This window comes from Rhodobium gokarnense, from assembly GCF_025961475.1.
GTDB lineage: Bacteria > Pseudomonadota > Alphaproteobacteria > Rhizobiales > Rhodobiaceae > Rhodobium > Rhodobium gokarnense.
This window is the reverse complement of the sequence record NZ_JAOQNS010000013.1, coordinates 1-16,935: the sequence shown is the minus strand read 5'-3', so window position 1 is coordinate 16,935 and position 16,935 is coordinate 1. Positions and strand designations below refer to the sequence as shown.

The following is a 16,935-nucleotide window of genomic DNA, read 5'->3' as shown; positions in this document are numbered from 1 at the left end:
ACGAACGCGGAGCGTTCGCAAGCCCGAGCGAGCGCCGGCCGGCAAGGCCGCCCCGTCGGAGGCGCGAGCGTCAGCGAGCTGCCGTGAGACAAAACATGATCGACCGTTTGCCGAAGGCGGAACTGCATATCCACATCGAGGGATCGCTTGAGCCGGAGCTGATGTTCCGGCTTGCTGGGCGCAACGGGCTCAAGCTGCCCTACGCCTCCGTGGAGGAGCTCAAGGCCGCCTATCGGTTTTCCAACCTCCAGGAGTTTCTCGACCTCTACTACCAGGGCATGAACGTGCTGCGGGAGGAGGAGGATTTCTTCGACCTCACCTGCGCCTATCTGGAACGGGTCGCCGCCGACAACGTCGTCCATGTGGAGGTCTTCTTCGACCCCCAGGCCCATACCGGCCGCGGCGTTCCGTTCGGCGTTGCCGTGGGGGGTATTCTGAAGGGCCTTGAGGACGGCGAGATCCGGCACGGCATCACCTGGAAGCTGATCCCCAATTTCCTGCGCCATCTGCCGGAAGAGGACGGCTTCAGGGCGCTGGAAGCGGCCGAACCCTGGTACGACCGGTTCGCGGGCTTCGGACTCGACTCCTCCGAGCGAGGCCATCCGCCGCGCGACTTCGCCCGGCTGTTCGCCCGCTGCCGGGAACTGGGGTTCAGGCTCTGCTGCCACGCGGGCGAGGAGGGCCCGCCCGACTATGTGCGCCAGGCGCTGATCGAGATCGGCGTCGACCGCATCGACCACGGCAACCGGGCGATGGAGGATATGGACCTCGTTCGCGAGATCGCCGAGCGCGGCGTCGCGCTCACCTCCTGTCCGCTGTCGAACCTGTCCTTGAAGGTGATCGACAGCGTCGGGCAGAGCCCGGTCAAGCGCATGCTCGACGCCGGCCTCTGCGTCACCGTCAATTCCGACGACCCGTCCTATTTCGGTGGCTATGTCGGCGACAATCTGAAGGCCGTCGCCGACGCCTTCGACCTGTCGAAGGCCGACGTCGTTGCGCTCGTCAAGAACTCGTTCGCCGGCTCCTTCCTCGACGACGGCGAAAAGGCGCGGCGGCTGGCCGAGGTGGATATGGCGGCTGCGTGAGCCGGCAATACTCGTTGTCGGAATGCACTGCGCCGCATGGTCTCTCGGGTGACACCCCCGGGCTTTTCACTCTCCCGTCACCCCGGGCGGAGCGAAGCGGAGACCTGGGGCCTATTGCCCGTTTCGGCACGGTATGTCGGGTGAGGCTGGAACGCCATCGTCTGGATTGCTTCGCTGCGCTCGCAATGACGATCAAATCATCAACGTCATCGCGAGGAGGCCGTATGGCCGACGTGGCGATCCAGCCACGCCGGGCTACCGTGTTGATAGGGGCAATAGGCCCCGGCTCGGGGGCCGGGGTGACGACGGAGTGGGGCGCCAGATATGAGATCAAAAGGCTTGCGCCGGTGTGCGCCGAGGAACGGCACGCCCCCTCGCTCTGGACAGCCCTGCCAAGTCATGGCACTCCAACGCGAAATTCGAACGGCGGACACCGATGTCTCTGATCATAAAAATCTGCGGCCTGAAGACCGACGACGCTCTTGAAGCGGCGCTGGACGCCGGCGCGGACATGATCGGCCTTGTCTTCTTTCCCAAAAGCCCGCGCCACGTCCAGCTTGAGACAGCCAAACGCCTTGCCGAAACGGCCCGCGGCCGCGCCGAGATCGTTGCGCTGACCGTCAATCCGGACGACGCCCTCCTCGAGACCGTCATGGAAACGGTCGCGCCCGACTGGCTGCAGCTCCACGGCAAGGAGAGCCCGGCGCGGGTCGCCGAGGTGAGGGCGCGCCATGGCCGCTCTGTAATGAAGGCCCTCGGCATCTCCACCGCCGACGACGTTGCCCGCGCCGGCGCCTATGCCGGCATCGCCGACCGGCTCTTGTTCGACGCCAAGCCGCCGAAGGATGCCACCCGGCCCGGGGGCCTGGGGGAAACCTTCGACTGGTCGCTGCTCGATGCCCTTGACCCCGCGGTTGACTTCATGCTGTCCGGTGGGCTTGATGCGGCGAATGTTGCAGAGGCGGTCCGCCGCACGCGGGCGATCGGCGTCGACGTCTCGTCCGGCGTGGAGCGCGCGCCGGGAGAAAAGGACGCGGATATGATCCGCGCCTTCGTCGCCACGACCCGCACTGCCGCCGATGAGAAATTTGCGCTGGATAAAGGCGCAGCGAAAAGGAGCTTGTCGTGACCGTTCAGCCGAACACCTATCGATCCGGGCCCGACGAGCGCGGCTTTTTCGGCATTTTCGGCGGCCGCTATGTCGCCGAGACGCTGATGCCGCTGATCCTCAGCCTGGAAGAGGCCTGGGAGGCTGCCAAGGCCGATCCGGAATTCGAGGCCGAGCTGAAGACGCTTTCCAAGGACTATGCCGGCCGGCCGAGCCCGCTCTATTTCGCCGAGCGGCTGACCGAGCATCTCGGCGGCGCCAAAATCTACTTCAAGCGCGACGAGCTCAACCACACCGGCTCGCACAAGATCAACAATACGCTCGGCCAGATCCTGCTCGCCCGGCGCATGGGCAAGACCCGCATCATCGCGGAGACCGGCGCCGGCCAGCACGGTGTCGCCACCGCAACCGTCTGCGCCCGCTTCGGCCTTCCGTGCGTCGTCTATATGGGCGCCACCGACGTCGAGCGGCAAAAGCCCAACGTCTTCCGCATGAAGCTCCTCGGCGCGGAGATCGTCCCAGTGACCGCCGGCGCCGGCACCCTCAAGGACGCCATGAACGAGGCGCTCCGCGACTGGGTTACGAACGTCGAATCCACCTATTACCTGATCGGCACGGCCGCCGGCCCGCACCCCTATCCGGAGATGGTCCGCGACTTCCAGTCGGTGATCGGCGAGGAGGCAAAGGCCCAGTTGAACGAGGCCGAGGGGCGGCTCCCCGATGCGGTCGTCGCCTGCGTCGGCGGCGGCTCCAACGCCATCGGCCTCTTCCATCCCTTCCTCGACGACACGAGCGTTGCCATCTACGGCGTCGAAGCCGGCGGCAAGGGCCTTGAGGGCGACGAGCACTGCGCCTCGCTGAACGCCGGCCGCCCCGGCGTCCTCCACGGCAACCGCACCTATCTGCTGCAGGACGACGACGGCCAGATCCTGGAAGGCCATTCGATCTCGGCCGGCCTCGACTATCCCGGCATCGGCCCGGAACACTCGCACCTGAAGGACATCGGCCGCGTCACCTATGTGCCGGCGACCGACGACGAGGCGCTGGAGGCGTTCCAGCTCTGCACGAAGCTGGAAGGCATCATCCCGGCGCTGGAGCCGGCCCATGCGCTCGCCCACGTCATGAAGCTGGCGCCGACCATGGACAAGGACCAGATCATCGTCATGAACATGTGCGGCCGCGGCGACAAGGACGTCTTCGCCGTCGCCGGCCATCTCGGCATGGACATATGATAAGCTCCCGGCAACATCCTGGATCGGCTGCCTGAGGTGTGAGGCCCATGGGCGAAATGGCGCATGTTCAGATGACCGCCGCGGAGTTCCTCGCCTGGCACGAGGGTCGCGACGACAAGTGGGAACTTGTCGGCGGCTTTCCTGTGCAGATGATGACCGGGGCGACGCGCATCCATGATCAGGTCGTCGTCAATACGATTGTTGCGCTGCGCAACACCCTTCGCGGATCGCCGTGCCGGCCGACGACCGACGACATCGCGGTCCTCACGGGAAATGGCGCCAACGTCCGCCGACCCGACGTGACGGTCGATTGCGGCGACTTCGTCGGCACCGATCTTCAGGCCAACGATCCGCGCATGGTCGTCGAGGTGCTGTCGAAATCGACCCGGGCCTTCGATCAGGTGCAGAAACTCGAAGAGTACAAGGCGCTCGACACGCTCGCCTATGTGCTGTTCCTCGACACCGATGCGCCACGCGCCAAGCTCTATTTCCGCGATGCGTCCCGTCTCTGGGACAGCCGCGATTTCATCGGCCTCGACAGCGTCGTGGAACTGCCCGAACTCGGCGCCGGCCTGGCGCTCGTCGACCTTTACGACGGCCTCACCTTCGAGGCCGACCAACCCGCATGATCCCGGCGACGGTACCCGCCGCTACTGGAAAGACAAGACCCCGATGATCTCCACCCGCATCGACAGAAAATTCGCCGCGCTGAAAGCGGAAGGCCGTCCGGCCCTCGTCACCTTCATCACCGCCGGCGATCCGGGCTTCGAGGCCGGCCTTGAGATCGTCAAGGCGCTGCCCGGCGCCGGCGCCGACGTCATCGAACTCGGCATGCCGTTCTCCGATCCGATGGCCGACGGACCGGCCGTCCAGGCGGGCGGACTCCGCGCGCTGAAGGCCGGCCAGACCATGGTCAAGACGCTGGAGATGGTCCGCCGCTTCCGCGAAGGCGACGATGAAACCCCCATCGTCCTCATGGGCTACTACAACCCGATCTATTCCTACGGCAACGAGAAATTCCTGAAGGACGCCAAGGACGCCGGCGTCGACGGCCTCATCATCGTCGACCTGCCGCCGGAGGCCGATGACGAGCTCTGCCTGCCGGCGATGGAGGCGGGCATCAATTTCATCCGCCTCGCCACCCCGACGACGGACGAGGCCCGACTACCGGCCGTCCTCGAAAATACCTCCGGCTTCGTCTACTACGTCTCCATCACCGGCATCACCGGATCGGCCGCGCCCGATGCCGATGCGGTCGGCCGCGCGGTCGGCCGCATCAAGGCGAGGACCGACCTTCCGGTGGCGGTCGGCTTCGGCGTGCGCACCGCCGAACAGGCCCGCGCCATCGGCGCAGCGGCGGACGGCGTCGTCGTCGGCTCGGCCATCGTCGATACCATCCGGCAGACCCTCGATGCGGCGAATGGCGCGACCGCCGAGACCGTGCCCGCCGTCACCCGCCTTGTCAGCGCCCTTGCCGAGGGCGTACGGTCGGCGCGGCTTCAGGACGCCTGACCGGCGATCTCCTCGCGCGGGACGCGGTCGGAATTCGGCCGGATTTGCAGGCTACCCAGATGCCGGCGCCGGCCTTCAAGGCGCTGGATAAGAAAAACGGATCGAAGACACGTGAACTGGATCAACAACGTCGTTCGCCCGAAGATTCAGGGCCTCCTCAACAAGCGCGAGGTGCCTGAAAGACTTTGGATCAAGTGCCCGGACACCGGCGAGATGGTGTTCCACCGGGATCTGGAGGCCAACAACTGGGTGGTGCCGAGTTCCGGCCACCACATGCGCATGCCCTGCCGCAAGCGCCTCGACATGATCCTCGGAGCCGGTGCCTGGGTGCAGATCGAGACCCCGGAGGTTCCGGTCGATCCGCTGAAGTTCCGCGACGAGCGGCGCTACACCGACCGCCTGCGCGACGCCAAGGCCAAGACCGAGCTTGAGGATGCGGTGCTCGTTGCGCGCGGCGCCATCGACGAGATCGGCGTCATCTGCGCGGTCCAGGAATTCGACTTCATGGGCGGCTCGCTCGGCATGGCCGCCGCCGAGGCGATCATCACCGGCGCCGACCTCGCCCGCGCCGAGAAGAAGCCCTTCATCCTCTTTGCCGCCTCCGGCGGCGCGCGCATGCAGGAGGGCATCCTCTCCCTCATGCAGATGCCGCGCACCACGGTCGCCGTCTCTGCCCTGAAGGAGGCTGGCCTTCCCTATATCGTCGTCCTCACCAACCCGACGACCGGCGGCGTCACCGCCTCCTACGCCATGCTCGGCGACATCCAGTTGGCCGAGCCCGGCGCCCTCATCGGCTTTGCCGGCCCGCGCGTCATCGAACAGACGATCCGCGAGAAGCTGCCCGTCGGCTTCCAGCGCGCCGAATATCTGTTCGAGCACGGCATGGTCGACATGGTTGTCGAACGCTCGGCCCTGCGCGAGACGCTCTTGAAGATCTGCCGCATCCTGCTCGGCTATCCGGCAAAGGCCGAGATCGCCGAAGCCGTGCCGGCAACCCCGGACGAGCCCGCCGAGGCGCCGAAGGAGACGGACGACGCGGCTGAGGCGGCGAAGGCGGACGCGGCGCCGGAAACACCGAAAAAAGCGCCTGAGCCGGAACCGGCCGAGGCGGCCGACGCGAAGGCCGCCGAATAGGCCCGCAGGCAGTAACCGGCCGTGGCGCATAGGGCCATGGCCGTACCGGCCCCGCCGCCCTATTTCCCCGACCGCGCGAGGCGGCGTCTTCCCGGGCCGTGTCGCCCGGAACCCCGGCATTGAAGCCAGAGCGATCATGAACCTGCCGACGATCCCCGAGACGGCCGATGCGATCCTGGAGCGCCTCGTCGCGCTCCATCCGAAAAGCATCGACCTGTCGCTGGACCGCATGTGGCAGGTGCTGGCAGCCCTCGGCCATCCGGAGAGGCGCCTGCCGCCGGTCATCCATATTGCCGGCACCAACGGCAAGGGCTCGACCTCGGCGACCCTGAAAGCGATCCTGGAATCCGCCGGCAACGCCGTCCACGTCTATACCTCGCCCCATCTGGTGCGCTTCAACGAGCGCGTCCGGCTCGGCGCCAGGGGCGGCGGCCGCTTCGTCTCCGATGCCGCGCTTGCCGAGGCGCTGGCGAAGGCCGAGGACCTCAACGGCGGCTCGCCGATCACTATCTTCGAGATCACCACCGCCGCTGCCCTGGACCTCTTCGCCGCCCACCCGGCCGACTATCTCTTGCTCGAGGTCGGCCTCGGCGGCCGGTTGGATGCCACCAATGTGGTCGACAAGCCGCTCGCCACCGTGATCACGCCGATCGCCTTCGACCACGAGGCCTATCTCGGCTCCGACATCCGCGACATCGCGCGCGAAAAGGCGGGTATCCTGAAGAAGGGCGTGCCTGCCATCGTTGCCCCGCAGGCCGACGCGGTCACCGAGGTGATCGAGGCCCGCGCCGACGAGATCGGCGCGCCGCTGGTGCTCGGCGGCCGCGACTGGATGGCCCATGAGGAGCACGGCCGCCTCGTCTACCAGGACGAGGGCGGCCTCCTCGACCTGCCGGCGCCAAGGCTCATCGGCGACCACCAGTTCGTCAACACCGGCCTTGCGATCGCAACGCTCCGGGCGCTCGACCGCATGCCGGGGGCGGGCGAGGTCGAGGCGGGGCTGGCGAGGGTCGACTGGCCGGCGCGCATGCAGCGGCTGTCCTTCGGCCATCTGGTGGAGGAAGCGCCGGAGGACGCCGAGCTCTGGGTCGATGGCGGCCACAATCCCGCTGCGGGCCAGGCCGTCGCCACGGTCATGGCCGACCTCCAGGACCGCGCCCCGCGGCCGCTGGTGCTGATCGCCGGCATGCTGTCGACCAAGGATCCGGTCGGCTTCTTTTCCCATTTCGCCGGCCTCGCCCGCGACGTCCTCACCGTGCCGATCGCCGGCGTGGAGGCAGCGGTCAATCCCGGCGAACTCGCCGATGCCGCCCGCGACGTCGGCCTGCCGGCGCGCCCCTTCGGCTCCATCGGCGCCGCCCTCCGGCACCTCGCCGCCGAACCCTTCGACGCCCCCCCGCGCATCCTCATCTGCGGCTCGCTCTACCTCGCCGGCGAAGCCCTGGACCTCAACGGAACCCCGCCGGAGTAGGTCTGCGCTGGTCATACTGAACGTCTTGCGCGTGCTCGGCCGCTTCCCTACTCCGCGTCACCACCGGACTTGATCCGGTGGTCCATGATGACGAGCGGCATACACCAACCTAAGCAATTGAAATCAAAAGCCTCCTGGATTGCCGGGTCAAGCCCGGCAATGACGCCGAGGGGTGGAACGCGGAGGGTGACTGCGAGCGCATCGCCACCGGATTTCCGGCAATAAGGCGGAGTGACAGGAGACGCGGATCCACCGCAACAGGGCCGCAATTGCAGCCGGCACACCACCACCCAGGTGGCAGCGATCGCCGGAGGAGCCTACTCCTCCGTCTCCAGCATCCCCCGATCCTCGATGGCGACGCCGTCGGCAACTTTGTCGCTCGGATGGACGATGACGGTGTCGCCCGGTTCGAGCCCGGCCTTGACCTCGGCAAGGGAAAGGTTCCGCTCCCCGATCTCGACCTTCTGCAGTGTCGCCGTCCCGTCCACCGCCTTGAAGACGGCCCAGTCCTCGCCGCGCCGGAAGAGGGCGGCAAGCGGCACGGTGACGGCGTCCTCGTCGCGCCAGACGACAATGCGGGCGACGACCCGGAACGCGTGGCCGAGCGAGGCCCAGTCTTCCTCCGGGCTCGTCAGGTCGAGGATGGTCTTGACCCGCTGCTCCTCGATGCCGAGCGCGGAGATTTTGGTGAAGGCTGCCGGATCGACCCGCTTGACCACGGCCTTGAGCGGCTTCGGCCCGCCCCAGTTCACGATCTGCGCCTCTGCGCCCGGCGTCACCCGGACGGCATCGCGCGACAACAGATCGACGACGATCTCAAGGTCGTGCGGGTCGCCGATTTCAAGGAGCCCCGTACCGGCGGTAACCACCGTCTCGCTTTCAGTGATCAGCTTCAGGACCCGGCCGCTGACCGGCGCCGGCACGTTGACGCAGCAGCCCGCGCCCAGCTCTTCCTCCGCACCCGGCTGGATGAGCTGCGCCCGCGCGCTTTCCAGCTCGCGCCGACGGACCTCCAGCGACGCCTTGGCGCTGGCGACCTTCGCCTCGGCCGTCGTCACGTCGACCTCGGCCTTTTCCAGCGTCCGGACGGAGATCGTCTTGCGCTCAGCGAGGCGCGCGGCCCGGCTGAGGTCGCTCCGGGCGAAATCGAGCTGGGTTGTTGCCTCCTTCACCTCGGCCGCGGCGAGCTGCACGGCGGCGCGGGCGGCCTCCACGGCGGCCTCCGCGACCCGCCGGCTGCGCGCATCGAGGAACGTCGGATCGGTCGGCATGATCTCCGCGACGACGGTCGTTCCCGCCGTGACGGCATCGCCGACCTCGCGCGGCGCCCGCGTCACCTTGCCGGAGATCGGCGCGGAGACGGTGTAGACCTCGCGGATGCGGGTGACGCCCTCATCCTCCACGGTCACTTCCAGCGGCTGGCGGACGATTTCCGCGGTGTCGACGGAGACCGGACGCGGCCACATCGCCCAGGCGATGGTGCCGGCAACAGCTGGGATGACGACGAGGTAGACGAGCCGGCGCACAAGCGTGCCCATGGCTTCACTCCCGGGTTTTCAGAACTTCGATGAGGTCGAGATGGTCGATCCGCCGCCTGACGATGAGGGCGGAAATGGCCGCCGCGGACAGGACGACGATGCTCGACCAGGCAAAGACGTCCGGCGTCAGCACGAACGGCACCTGATAGAGCTCGCTCTCGAAACCGGCGACGATGGCATAGGCGAAGCCGTAGCCGATGACGCAGCCGAGCGGCTGGGCAAGGAAGGTGATGATCGCCAGTTCCAATAGGAGGATGCGCGAGACCTCGGCCCGCGTGAAGCCAAGGACGCGCAGGCTCGCCAGCTCCCGCCCGCGCTCCGACAGCGAGATGCGGGCGGAGTTGTAGACGACGCCGAAGGCGATGATGGAGGCGAGCGTCACATAGACGAAGGTCATGATGAAGATGCTCTCCGCCAGCGTGGCGCGGAACTGCTTCAACGAGGCCTTTTGCAGGACGATGAAATTGGCCGCCGGGATGTCGGTGATCTCGGCATAGAGCGCGTCCTGCTTCGCCGTATCGAGGCTGAAATGGACGCCGGAGATCAGCGCCCCCTCGCGCTTCAGCCGGTTGAGCGCGGAAAGCTCCATATAGGCGGAAAGGCCGATGAAGCTTTCCACCGTTGCCGACACCGGCACCCGCACCGTGCGCCGGTCGCCTTCCAGCAGGTCCAGTTCGACGACGTCGCCGGTCCGCGCCCCGATCGTGCGCGCCAGCATGTCGGAAAGCACGATCCCGCTCTTCGGCATCTGCAGCGGCGTCAGGTCCATGGCGATCACCCGGCTGAGCGTGGCATCCGCCGGCTTGCCCAGCACGGACACCCGCCGTTCCCTGTGGCCGAAGCGGATGCGCACAGGAACGGAGCGGAACGGCTCCACGGCAAGCACCCCCGGCAGCCGCGCCACCTCATAGGCCGCGGCGATCCGCTTGGTCTCCGAAAAGCTGATCGAGGCGTCCTGGCGGTCGGCCCGGAAGAACGTCACGTCGACCATGAAGTCGATGGAGGGGTAGGACCAGATCGAGGCGATGACGATGGAAACGCCAAGCGCGATGCCGAGGATCGACGAGCCGGTACGCACCGGCACGTGGACGAGGTGGCGGATCACCATGGTGAGGCTCTGGGGCAGCCCGATCAGCCGGGCGATGCGCCAGAACGGCGAGCGCGAATAGACGGCCGGGGCGGGCGGAGCCATGGCGACGGCCGGCGACAGCTTCGCGATGCCGGAGACGGTCTTCAGCGCGCCGGCGCCGGCGGTCACCACGGTGACGAGGACCGCGATGACGTAGATGGAAGGGTCCTTGCGGAAGATCAGGAACGGGAAATGGAAGAAGTCGCCATACATCCGCGCAAGGCCGATGCCGAGCCAGGTGCCGGCGATCGCCCCGATCAGCGTGCCGGCAACGGCGATGGCAAGCACGAATTTCAGATAGTGCATGCCGATGGCGCCGTTGCCGTAGCCGATCGCCTTCAGGAGGCCGATCTGCTCGCGCTCCAGCGCCACCAGCCGCGACATCGTCATGTTGACGAGGAAGGCGGCGACGATGAGGAAGATCGGCGGCAGGATGCGCGCCATGGCCGCGAGCTGCTCCAGCTCCGCCTCGATGAAGGCGTGCGAGATCTGGTCCTTGCGGCCGTAGGCGCCGGCCCCGCCATAGCGGGCGAGGAGGTCGTCGAGGGCACCGATGACCGCGTCCTCGTTGGCATCGCGCAGGAGCGAGACGGTGACGTTGGAGAATGCGCCGTCGAGGTCGTAGGCGGCGGCCAGCGTCTTTTCCGACATCCAGACGATGCCGAAGCGGCGCGGATCGGGCATCAGGTCGCCGGGACCGATGGTGTAGATGAACTCCGGCGACAGGGCGATGCCGACGATGCGGACCTCGCGCTTGGCGCCTTTGAGAAGCGCCTTGAAGCGCGAGCCGATGGTAAAGCCATGCGCCTCGGCAAACGCCTCGTTGACGACGACCTCGTTCTCGTCGCCGACGATCGGGCGCCGCCCCTCGCGCATGTAGAGCCGGTTGAGCACCGGCCGGCCGATGTCGGGCAGCGAGACGAGCTGGGCGGAGGCCGGCGCGCTCATGTCCGGGATGTCGAGGAGCGCGACCTCGACGATCCGTGTCTCCACCGCGCTGACGCCGGGGATCGCGGCAATGGCATCGCCGAGCCGCTTCGGCGCCCGCGTTGCCTCGGCAAAGACGTCGGCGAAGCGGTTGCGCTCGTAATAGGCGGCGCGCGTCTCGTCGAGGGACTGGTGGGCGCCGACGGCAAGGATCAGCGTCGCGACGCCCGCCGCCATCACCATGGCGATCGCCAGCGCCTGCGGCCACAGGCGGACGAGGTCGCGCAGCAATTTGCGGTCAAGGCTCCGCACCATGGTGCGTCTTCCTTCCTCCCGGCCTTTTCGGCCGATGTCGCCGACGGCCTACCAGGTCACGTCGGCCGGACGCTTGCGCGTCTCGATCGTTTCTTCCGCGACGATGCGGCCGTCGCCGAACCGCACCACCCGGTGGGCGATCTCGCGGATCGCCACGTTGTGAGTAATGACCAGCGTCGTCGTGCCGAGCTCCCCGTTGACCTTGACGAGGGCGTCGAGCACCTGAATGCCGGTCTTGGAATCGAGCGCGCCGGTCGGCTCGTCGCACAGGAGCACATCCGGGTTCTTAGCGATTGCCCGGGCGATCGCCACCCGCTGCTGTTCGCCGCCGGAAAGCTGGGCCGGAAAGTGGTCGAGCCGCTCGGCAAGGCCGACGAGGGCAAGGGCGTCCTCCGGCTGCATCGGCGCGCGCGAAATTTCGGTAACGAGCGCGACGTTCTCCAGCGCCGTCAGGCTCGGCACCAGATTGTAGAACTGGAAGACGAAACCGACATGTTCGCGCCGGTAGCGGGTCAGTTCCCGGTCGCCGAGGGCGGTCAGTTCCGTGTCGCGGAAGAAGGCCGTGCCGGAAGTTGCCGTATCGAGCCCGCCGACGATGTTGAGAAAGGTCGACTTGCCGGAGCCGGAGGGGCCGAGCAGGACGACGAACTCCCCGGCGGCGGCCGAAAAGTCGACGCCGCGCAACGCCTGAACCTTTACCGCGCCGGTCTTGTAGACCTTGACGAGGCCCTCGGTGCGAAAGACGGGCCCGGCGGCCGGGTCGGCCCCGGTCGGATGCCTGTTCTGCTTCGTAAGTGTCATCACGGCGGCCATCCTACGCGCCCGGGCCCCGCTTGGCACCCGCTGCGATTGTCGCCGCCGAGATGAGGGAGGCCGCGCCAAAGCACAACCTCGGCCGGCCGCGGCGAAAGCCCGCGCCCGGAAAACGGCGTTCCGGGCCGGGGGTGTGGAACGATCCGGCAGGGACATCGAGGCTGCAACTTCTGCGGACGATTCTTAGAACAAGGCCAAGGAGAAGCGTCGGATGGACGCAGGATTACCGTGCCATTACAAAAACTTAATGTAGGGCCAAATTGACAACCTTGGGGACGGGGCGCACGCTTCGGCCGTTGCGCAAAGCGCGACGACAGATCATTCACAGGAAGGGAAACGTCATGAGACGGAGAACCCAGCTTCTGACCGCCGGCCTTGTTGCCGCTGCGCTCGGAGCAAGCGCCGTAGGCGCCTACGCTTTCGGCGGCCCCTACGGTCCGCGCGGCGGTCCGGGGGCCGGCGGACGCGGCATGTTGGGCGGCCCGATGATGGCCATGACCTGCCGTGGCGCCGCCAGCCCGCGCATGGAGGCCATGCTCGATCGCGCCGAACAGGCGATCGATCCGACCGAGGAGCAGAAGCCGCTGATCGCGGACCTGCGCTCGGCGGTCGGCAAGGCCCGCGCCGGGGTGCAGGAGGCCTGCAAGAGCTGGCCCGGCCCGAGCGCGACCCCGCCGGAGCGGCTCGCCCAGGTCGAAAAGCGCCTGGAGGCCCGGCTCGCCGCCATCAAGGAAATCCGCCCGGCGCTCGAAAAGCTCTATGCCAGCCTTAGTGACGACCAGAAGCAGGCGCTCTACGACATGCGCCGCGGCTGGCGCGGCGGCCGCAACGGCATGCGCGGCAAACGCGGGATGCGCGGCATGCGCGGCTGGGGTGGTCCGGGCTATGGTCCCGGCCCCGGTTACGGCCCTGGCCCCGGCTATGGGCGCGGTCCCGGCTGGGGTGGCCCCGGCTGGGGCGGACCCGGCCGCTGGGATGACCGCTGGGACGGTCCGGGCTACGGCCCCGGTCCGGGCTATGGTCGTCCGGGCTATGGTCCCGGCCCCGGCTGGGGCGGACCGGCATGGGGCGGCCCCGGCTGGGGTGGCCCGCCGCAGATGGGCCAGAACCCCTGGGACACCGACGACAGCGCCGACGACCCGGGTGACGACGACAGCAACATGATGGACGAGGCGCCCGAGGATAACCCGTCGGACGACGGCGCTACCGACAGCGGCGAACCCGACAGCACCAAGCTGTAGACCCCGAAAGGATCAGGGATGCCGGCCGGCGCCAATGCCCGGCCGGCCCCGCCAGGGACGGGAGCCGCGGGCCGCCATCGCCACCTGTCTGCAGCCCGCACTCCCGAAAGAGGGGGCCGTTCCCCGACAGGCTCCCTTGTCGAAGACGCGTCCCGCGCCCGTCGCGGGGCGCGTTTTTCATGCCGGCCCAGCCTTGGGATCGGTCCTTTGGTTCTTTTCGCGATTGCAAATCAGTCGCAATTGCAATATCCAGAGGCCCATCGGGGTGGCACCGAAACGCCCTTTATGGCAGACGGGAAAGGTCTGCCGGACGAAGCGATCGCCGAGGGGATGTCGGTCGCAGCGCGGCACGAGGCGGTAAGGACCGCGGCCCGCCGCACACTGTCCGGGCACGACATCAGGGAGAACGACGTATGTTGAAACGAATTTGCCGGAACGGCGCGCTTGGCGGCGTCCTTGCCGCGACCCTCGCCCTCGGCGCTGCTGCGCCGGCCGCCGCGGACGGCTCCGTCAACGTCTATTCCTACCGCCAGCCCTATCTGATCAAACCCCTGCTCGATGCCTTCACCGAGGAGACCGGCATCCAGGTCAACGTCATCTTCGCCAAGAAGGGGCTTGAGGAGCGGATCCGCATCGAGGGCCGCAATTCGCCGGCCGACCTGCTGCTGTCCACCGACATCGGCCGGCTCGATGCCACCAAGCAGATGGGCATCACCCAGAGCGTCGAAAGCGACGTCCTGCACAACAACATCCCGGCCAAATACCGCGATCCCGAGGGCCACTGGTTCGGCCTGACGACCCGCGCCCGCGTCGTCTATGCCTCGCGCGAGCGGGTGCCGCAGGATGCCATCACCTATGAGGAACTGGCCGATCCGAAATGGAAGGGCCGCATCTGCACCCGCTCCGGCCAGCACGACTACACCATCGGCCTCGTTGCCTCGCTGATCGCCCACAATGGCGAGGAGGCGACCCGGGAATGGCTGCAGAAGGTGAAGAACAACCTGGCGGTCAAGCCGGCCGGCAACGACCGCGCCCAGGTCAAGAACATCTTCGGCGGGCTCTGCGACATCTCGCTCGGCAACACCTATTACATGGGCCAGATGATGACCAACGAGAAGGAGCCGGAACAGAAGGACTGGGCCGCCTCGGTGCACATCCTGTTCCCCAACACCGAAGGCCGCGGCACCCACGTCAACATGTCCGGCATGGTGATGGCGAAGTTCTCCCCGAACCGGGAGAACGCCGTCAAGCTGATGGAATTCCTCGCCTCCGACGAGGCCCAGCACATCTATGCCGGCGTCAACTACGAATACCCGGTCAATCCGGACGTGGAGCCGTCCGACCTGGTGAAGTCCTGGGGTGACTTCAAGGCCGACGACCTGCCGCTGATCGAGGTCGCCAAATACCGCAAGCGCGCCTCCGAACTGGTCGACGAGGTCGCCTTCGACGACGGCCCGGGCTCCTGAACCCGACATCCGATTCAAGCAAATGACGGAAAGGTCGGCGCCGCAAAAGCGCCGGCCTTTTTGTTTTCCGGGTCAGCGCCACCAGATAAGCGGGTCGACGCCGAAAAGGGCGAGGTGACCGCCGGCGAGGAGCAGGTAGAGGCTGGCGGCAAGGGAAGCGGCAAGGCCGAGGGCCTGCGCCCGGTCGGCTGTCCAGCGCGCCTTGCCTGAAACCAGTGCGGCTAGGGGCAGGTTGGACGTGCCGCGGGCGAGCCTTTCCCATTCCTCAAGGCCGAGGCGGCGCCTGGCCCGCCGGTCGGCGATGAGGGTCCCCGTTCCGGCAAAGACGGTGAGGGTGCCGAAGAGGATGAGTCCGACCGCGTCGCCATTGGCGATGGTGTGGGCGAACCCCCAGAAGAAGAGACCCCAGAGCACCGGATGGCGGGTGAGGGCAATAATCCCCGGTCGTTCGGGATCGAACGGCGCGGCGGTGAGCGTCACGGAGAACGGATTGGCGGAGACCGCACCGGCAACCGTCAGGAAAAGACCGATGGGGACAAGCACGACGGCAAGCCCCGCCTGCCACGGCTCGGGCGCCCACAGCGGCACATAGGGGGCTTTCCATGCCGCAACGATCAGCCAGGCAAGCAGCAGCGTTGAGAGCACCGAATAGGCGGCGAGATAGGGTCTTCGCCCCAGCATCGCCACCAGCCGCCGGCGCACGGCCGGCTGCGCCGGCACCGCATGGAAGAGGAAAAAGCAAAAAAGCGCGGCGAGGAACGTGATCATCAGTGCTGCCGTACCGCCCGCCTCAGGCCGTCCAGTCCAGCACCACCTTGCCGCTTGTCCCCGAGCGCATCGCCTGGAACCCCTCCTCGAACCGGTCGATGGGGAAGCGGTGGGTGATCACCGGGCGGATGTCGAGACCGCTCTGCAGCATCGCCAGCATCTTGTGCCAGGTCTCGAACATCTCGCGGCCGTAGATGCCCTTGACGGTGAGCTGCTTGAGGACGAAGCGCGACCAGTCGACGGGATAGGGCTCGGCGGAAAGGCCGAGCATGGCGATCCGCCCGCCAACGATGAGGTGCTCCAGCATGTCGTCGAAGGCGGCGGGCGCGCCGCTCATCTCCAGCCCGACGTCGAAGCCCTCGCGCATATTGAGACGTCCCATCACGTCCCGCACGGTCTCGCGCGCCACATTCACGGGCCGCACATCCGCGACGGTCGCCGCCAGATCGAGCCGGTCCTGGTTGATGTCGGTGATGACGACGTGCCGGGCGCCCACATGGCGGGCGACGGCCGCGGCCATGATGCCGATCGGCCCGGCACCGGTAATCAGCACGTCCTCGCCGACGAGGTCGAAGGTCAGCGCCGTGTGGACCGCATTGCCGAGCGGGTCGAGGATGGCGCCGAGCTCGTCGTCGACGTCGTCGGGCAGCGCGACCACGTTGAAGGCCGGGACCTTCAGATATTCCGCAAAGGCGCCGGGGATATTGACGCCGATGCCCTTCGTCTCCGGATCGAGGTGGAAGCGCCCGGCCCGCGCCGCCCGGCTGGTCTTGCCGACCACGTGGCCCTCGCCCGAGACCCGCTGGCCGACGGCGACATTGGTCACGTCCTCGCCGACCTCGACCACCTCGCCGGCATATTCGTGGCCGACGATCATCGGCACCGGGATCGTGCCCGCCGCCCAGTCGTCCCAGTTGAAGATATGGATGTCCGTGCCGCAGATACCGGTCTTGCGGATGCGGATGAGGACGTCGTCGGGGCCGATCTCGGGCCTCGGTTCGTCGGAGAGCCAGAGGCCCGGTTCCGGCTTCGATTTGACAAGCGCTTTCATGGGAACTCCGATGTTCTGGGGCCGTTGCCGATCATTCGGCACTTGCCGCTGTCATTGCTGTGCAAGTTCACGAATTCGGTGATGGGTTTTCGGTTTTCTTTTGATCGGCGAAGGCCTTTGGGGGGATGTTTCCGATCGCCTGGTG

Annotated in this window: 14 protein-coding genes; 9 read left to right on the top strand and 5 right to left on the bottom strand. The window is 67.4% G+C overall.

Translation table 11 applies throughout. From position 1 onward, the window contains the following. Window positions 1-95: 95 nt before the first annotated feature. From M2319_RS19315 to M2319_RS19285, 7 genes are all read left to right on the top strand, one after another. On the top strand, window positions 96-1,085 hold the full coding sequence (locus tag M2319_RS19315; RefSeq protein ID WP_264603107.1) for an adenosine deaminase: 990 nt from the start codon (window positions 96-98) through the stop codon (window positions 1,083-1,085). 436 nt (window positions 1,086-1,521) lie between these two features. Then, window positions 1,522-2,214 carry a phosphoribosylanthranilate isomerase gene (locus M2319_RS19310; protein ID WP_264603106.1) on the top strand — a complete coding sequence of 231 codons (693 nt, stop codon included), beginning with the start codon at window positions 1,522-1,524 and terminating at the stop codon, window positions 2,212-2,214. Next, on the top strand, window positions 2,211-3,425 hold the full coding sequence (gene trpB, locus M2319_RS19305) for a tryptophan synthase subunit beta (protein ID WP_264603105.1): 1,215 nt from the start codon (window positions 2,211-2,213) through the stop codon (window positions 3,423-3,425). Before M2319_RS19310 ends, trpB begins: the two co-directional genes overlap by 4 nt. Before the next feature lie 47 nt (window positions 3,426-3,472). Next, window positions 3,473-4,054, top strand: coding sequence for a Uma2 family endonuclease (locus M2319_RS19300; protein ID WP_264603104.1), 582 nt, complete (start codon window positions 3,473-3,475; stop codon window positions 4,052-4,054). Between the two features lie 46 nt (window positions 4,055-4,100). Beyond that, window positions 4,101-4,937, top strand: coding sequence for a tryptophan synthase subunit alpha (gene trpA, locus M2319_RS19295; protein WP_264603244.1), 837 nt, complete (start codon window positions 4,101-4,103; stop codon window positions 4,935-4,937). Window positions 4,938-5,048: 111 nt separating this feature from the next. Next, complete coding sequence (gene accD, locus M2319_RS19290) at window positions 5,049-6,071, top strand: acetyl-CoA carboxylase, carboxyltransferase subunit beta (protein WP_264603103.1); 1,023 nt, start codon at window positions 5,049-5,051, stop codon at window positions 6,069-6,071. A gap of 136 nt (window positions 6,072-6,207) precedes the next feature. After that, window positions 6,208-7,542, top strand: coding sequence for a bifunctional folylpolyglutamate synthase/dihydrofolate synthase (locus M2319_RS19285; protein WP_264603102.1), 1,335 nt, complete (start codon window positions 6,208-6,210; stop codon window positions 7,540-7,542). A gap of 317 nt (window positions 7,543-7,859) precedes the next feature. Here M2319_RS19285 and M2319_RS19280 read toward each other — a convergent pair whose 3' ends face one another. The 3 genes from M2319_RS19280 to M2319_RS19270 are packed head-to-tail and all read right to left on the bottom strand — an operon-like array spanning window position 7,860 to window position 12,252. Then, window positions 7,860-9,080: an efflux RND transporter periplasmic adaptor subunit gene (locus M2319_RS19280; RefSeq protein ID WP_264603101.1), complete on the bottom strand. Its 1,221-nt coding sequence runs from the start codon at window positions 9,078-9,080 to the stop codon at window positions 7,860-7,862. Window positions 9,081-9,084: 4 nt separating this feature from the next. Continuing rightward, window positions 9,085-11,451: an ABC transporter permease gene (locus M2319_RS19275; RefSeq protein WP_264603100.1), complete on the bottom strand. Its 2,367-nt coding sequence runs from the start codon at window positions 11,449-11,451 to the stop codon at window positions 9,085-9,087. Window positions 11,452-11,499: 48 nt separating this feature from the next. Beyond that, the gene (locus M2319_RS19270; protein WP_264603099.1) at window positions 11,500-12,252 is read right to left on the bottom strand and encodes an ABC transporter ATP-binding protein; all 753 of its coding nucleotides are present in this window, start codon (window positions 12,250-12,252) and stop codon (window positions 11,500-11,502) included. A gap of 353 nt (window positions 12,253-12,605) precedes the next feature. Between M2319_RS19270 and M2319_RS19265 the strand changes: the two genes are divergently transcribed. Together M2319_RS19265 and M2319_RS19260 are read left to right on the top strand one after the other, a co-directional pair. Then, window positions 12,606-13,505 carry a Spy/CpxP family protein refolding chaperone gene (locus M2319_RS19265; protein ID WP_264603098.1) on the top strand — a complete coding sequence of 300 codons (900 nt, stop codon included), beginning with the start codon at window positions 12,606-12,608 and terminating at the stop codon, window positions 13,503-13,505. Between the two features lie 413 nt (window positions 13,506-13,918). Beyond that, window positions 13,919-14,971, top strand: a complete 1,053-nt coding sequence (locus M2319_RS19260) for a Fe(3+) ABC transporter substrate-binding protein (protein WP_264603097.1) — start codon at window positions 13,919-13,921, stop codon at window positions 14,969-14,971. A gap of 72 nt (window positions 14,972-15,043) precedes the next feature. Here the strand turns inward: M2319_RS19260 and M2319_RS19255 are convergent, their stop codons facing one another. Further along, window positions 15,044-15,739 (bottom strand): NnrU family protein, encoded by a 696-nt coding sequence (locus M2319_RS19255; protein ID WP_264603096.1) that lies wholly within the window; start codon window positions 15,737-15,739, stop codon window positions 15,044-15,046. Window positions 15,740-15,761: 22 nt separating this feature from the next. Further along, entirely contained in the window at window positions 15,762-16,790 is a 1,029-nt protein-coding gene (gene tdh / locus M2319_RS19250) for an L-threonine 3-dehydrogenase (protein WP_406682223.1), read from the bottom strand. Window positions 16,791-16,935: the final 145 nt, after the last annotated feature.

What these genes read in the sequence shown, in the direction of transcription:
- M2319_RS19315 (WP_264603107.1), top strand. Translation starts at nt 96, where the DNA reads ATGATCGACCGTTTGCCGAAGGCGGAACTGCATATCCACATCGAGGGA.
- M2319_RS19310 (WP_264603106.1), top strand. Translation starts at nt 1,522, where the DNA reads ATGTCTCTGATCATAAAAATCTGCGGCCTGAAGACCGACGACGCTCTT.
- M2319_RS19300 (WP_264603104.1), top strand. Translation starts at nt 3,473, where the DNA reads ATGGGCGAAATGGCGCATGTTCAGATGACCGCCGCGGAGTTCCTCGCC.
- M2319_RS19285 (WP_264603102.1), top strand. Translation starts at nt 6,208, where the DNA reads ATGAACCTGCCGACGATCCCCGAGACGGCCGATGCGATCCTGGAGCGC.
- M2319_RS19280 (WP_264603101.1), bottom strand. Translation starts at nt 9,080, where the DNA reads ATGGGCACGCTTGTGCGCCGGCTCGTCTACCTCGTCGTCATCCCAGCT.
- M2319_RS19275 (WP_264603100.1), bottom strand. Translation starts at nt 11,451, where the DNA reads ATGGTGCGGAGCCTTGACCGCAAATTGCTGCGCGACCTCGTCCGCCTG.
- M2319_RS19270 (WP_264603099.1), bottom strand. Translation starts at nt 12,252, where the DNA reads ATGACACTTACGAAGCAGAACAGGCATCCGACCGGGGCCGACCCGGCC.
- M2319_RS19265 (WP_264603098.1), top strand. Translation starts at nt 12,606, where the DNA reads ATGAGACGGAGAACCCAGCTTCTGACCGCCGGCCTTGTTGCCGCTGCG.
- M2319_RS19260 (WP_264603097.1), top strand. Translation starts at nt 13,919, where the DNA reads ATGTTGAAACGAATTTGCCGGAACGGCGCGCTTGGCGGCGTCCTTGCC.
- M2319_RS19255 (WP_264603096.1), bottom strand. Translation starts at nt 15,739, where the DNA reads ATGATCACGTTCCTCGCCGCGCTTTTTTGCTTTTTCCTCTTCCATGCG.
- tdh (WP_406682223.1), bottom strand. Translation starts at nt 16,790, where the DNA reads ATGAAAGCGCTTGTCAAATCGAAGCCGGAACCGGGCCTCTGGCTCTCC.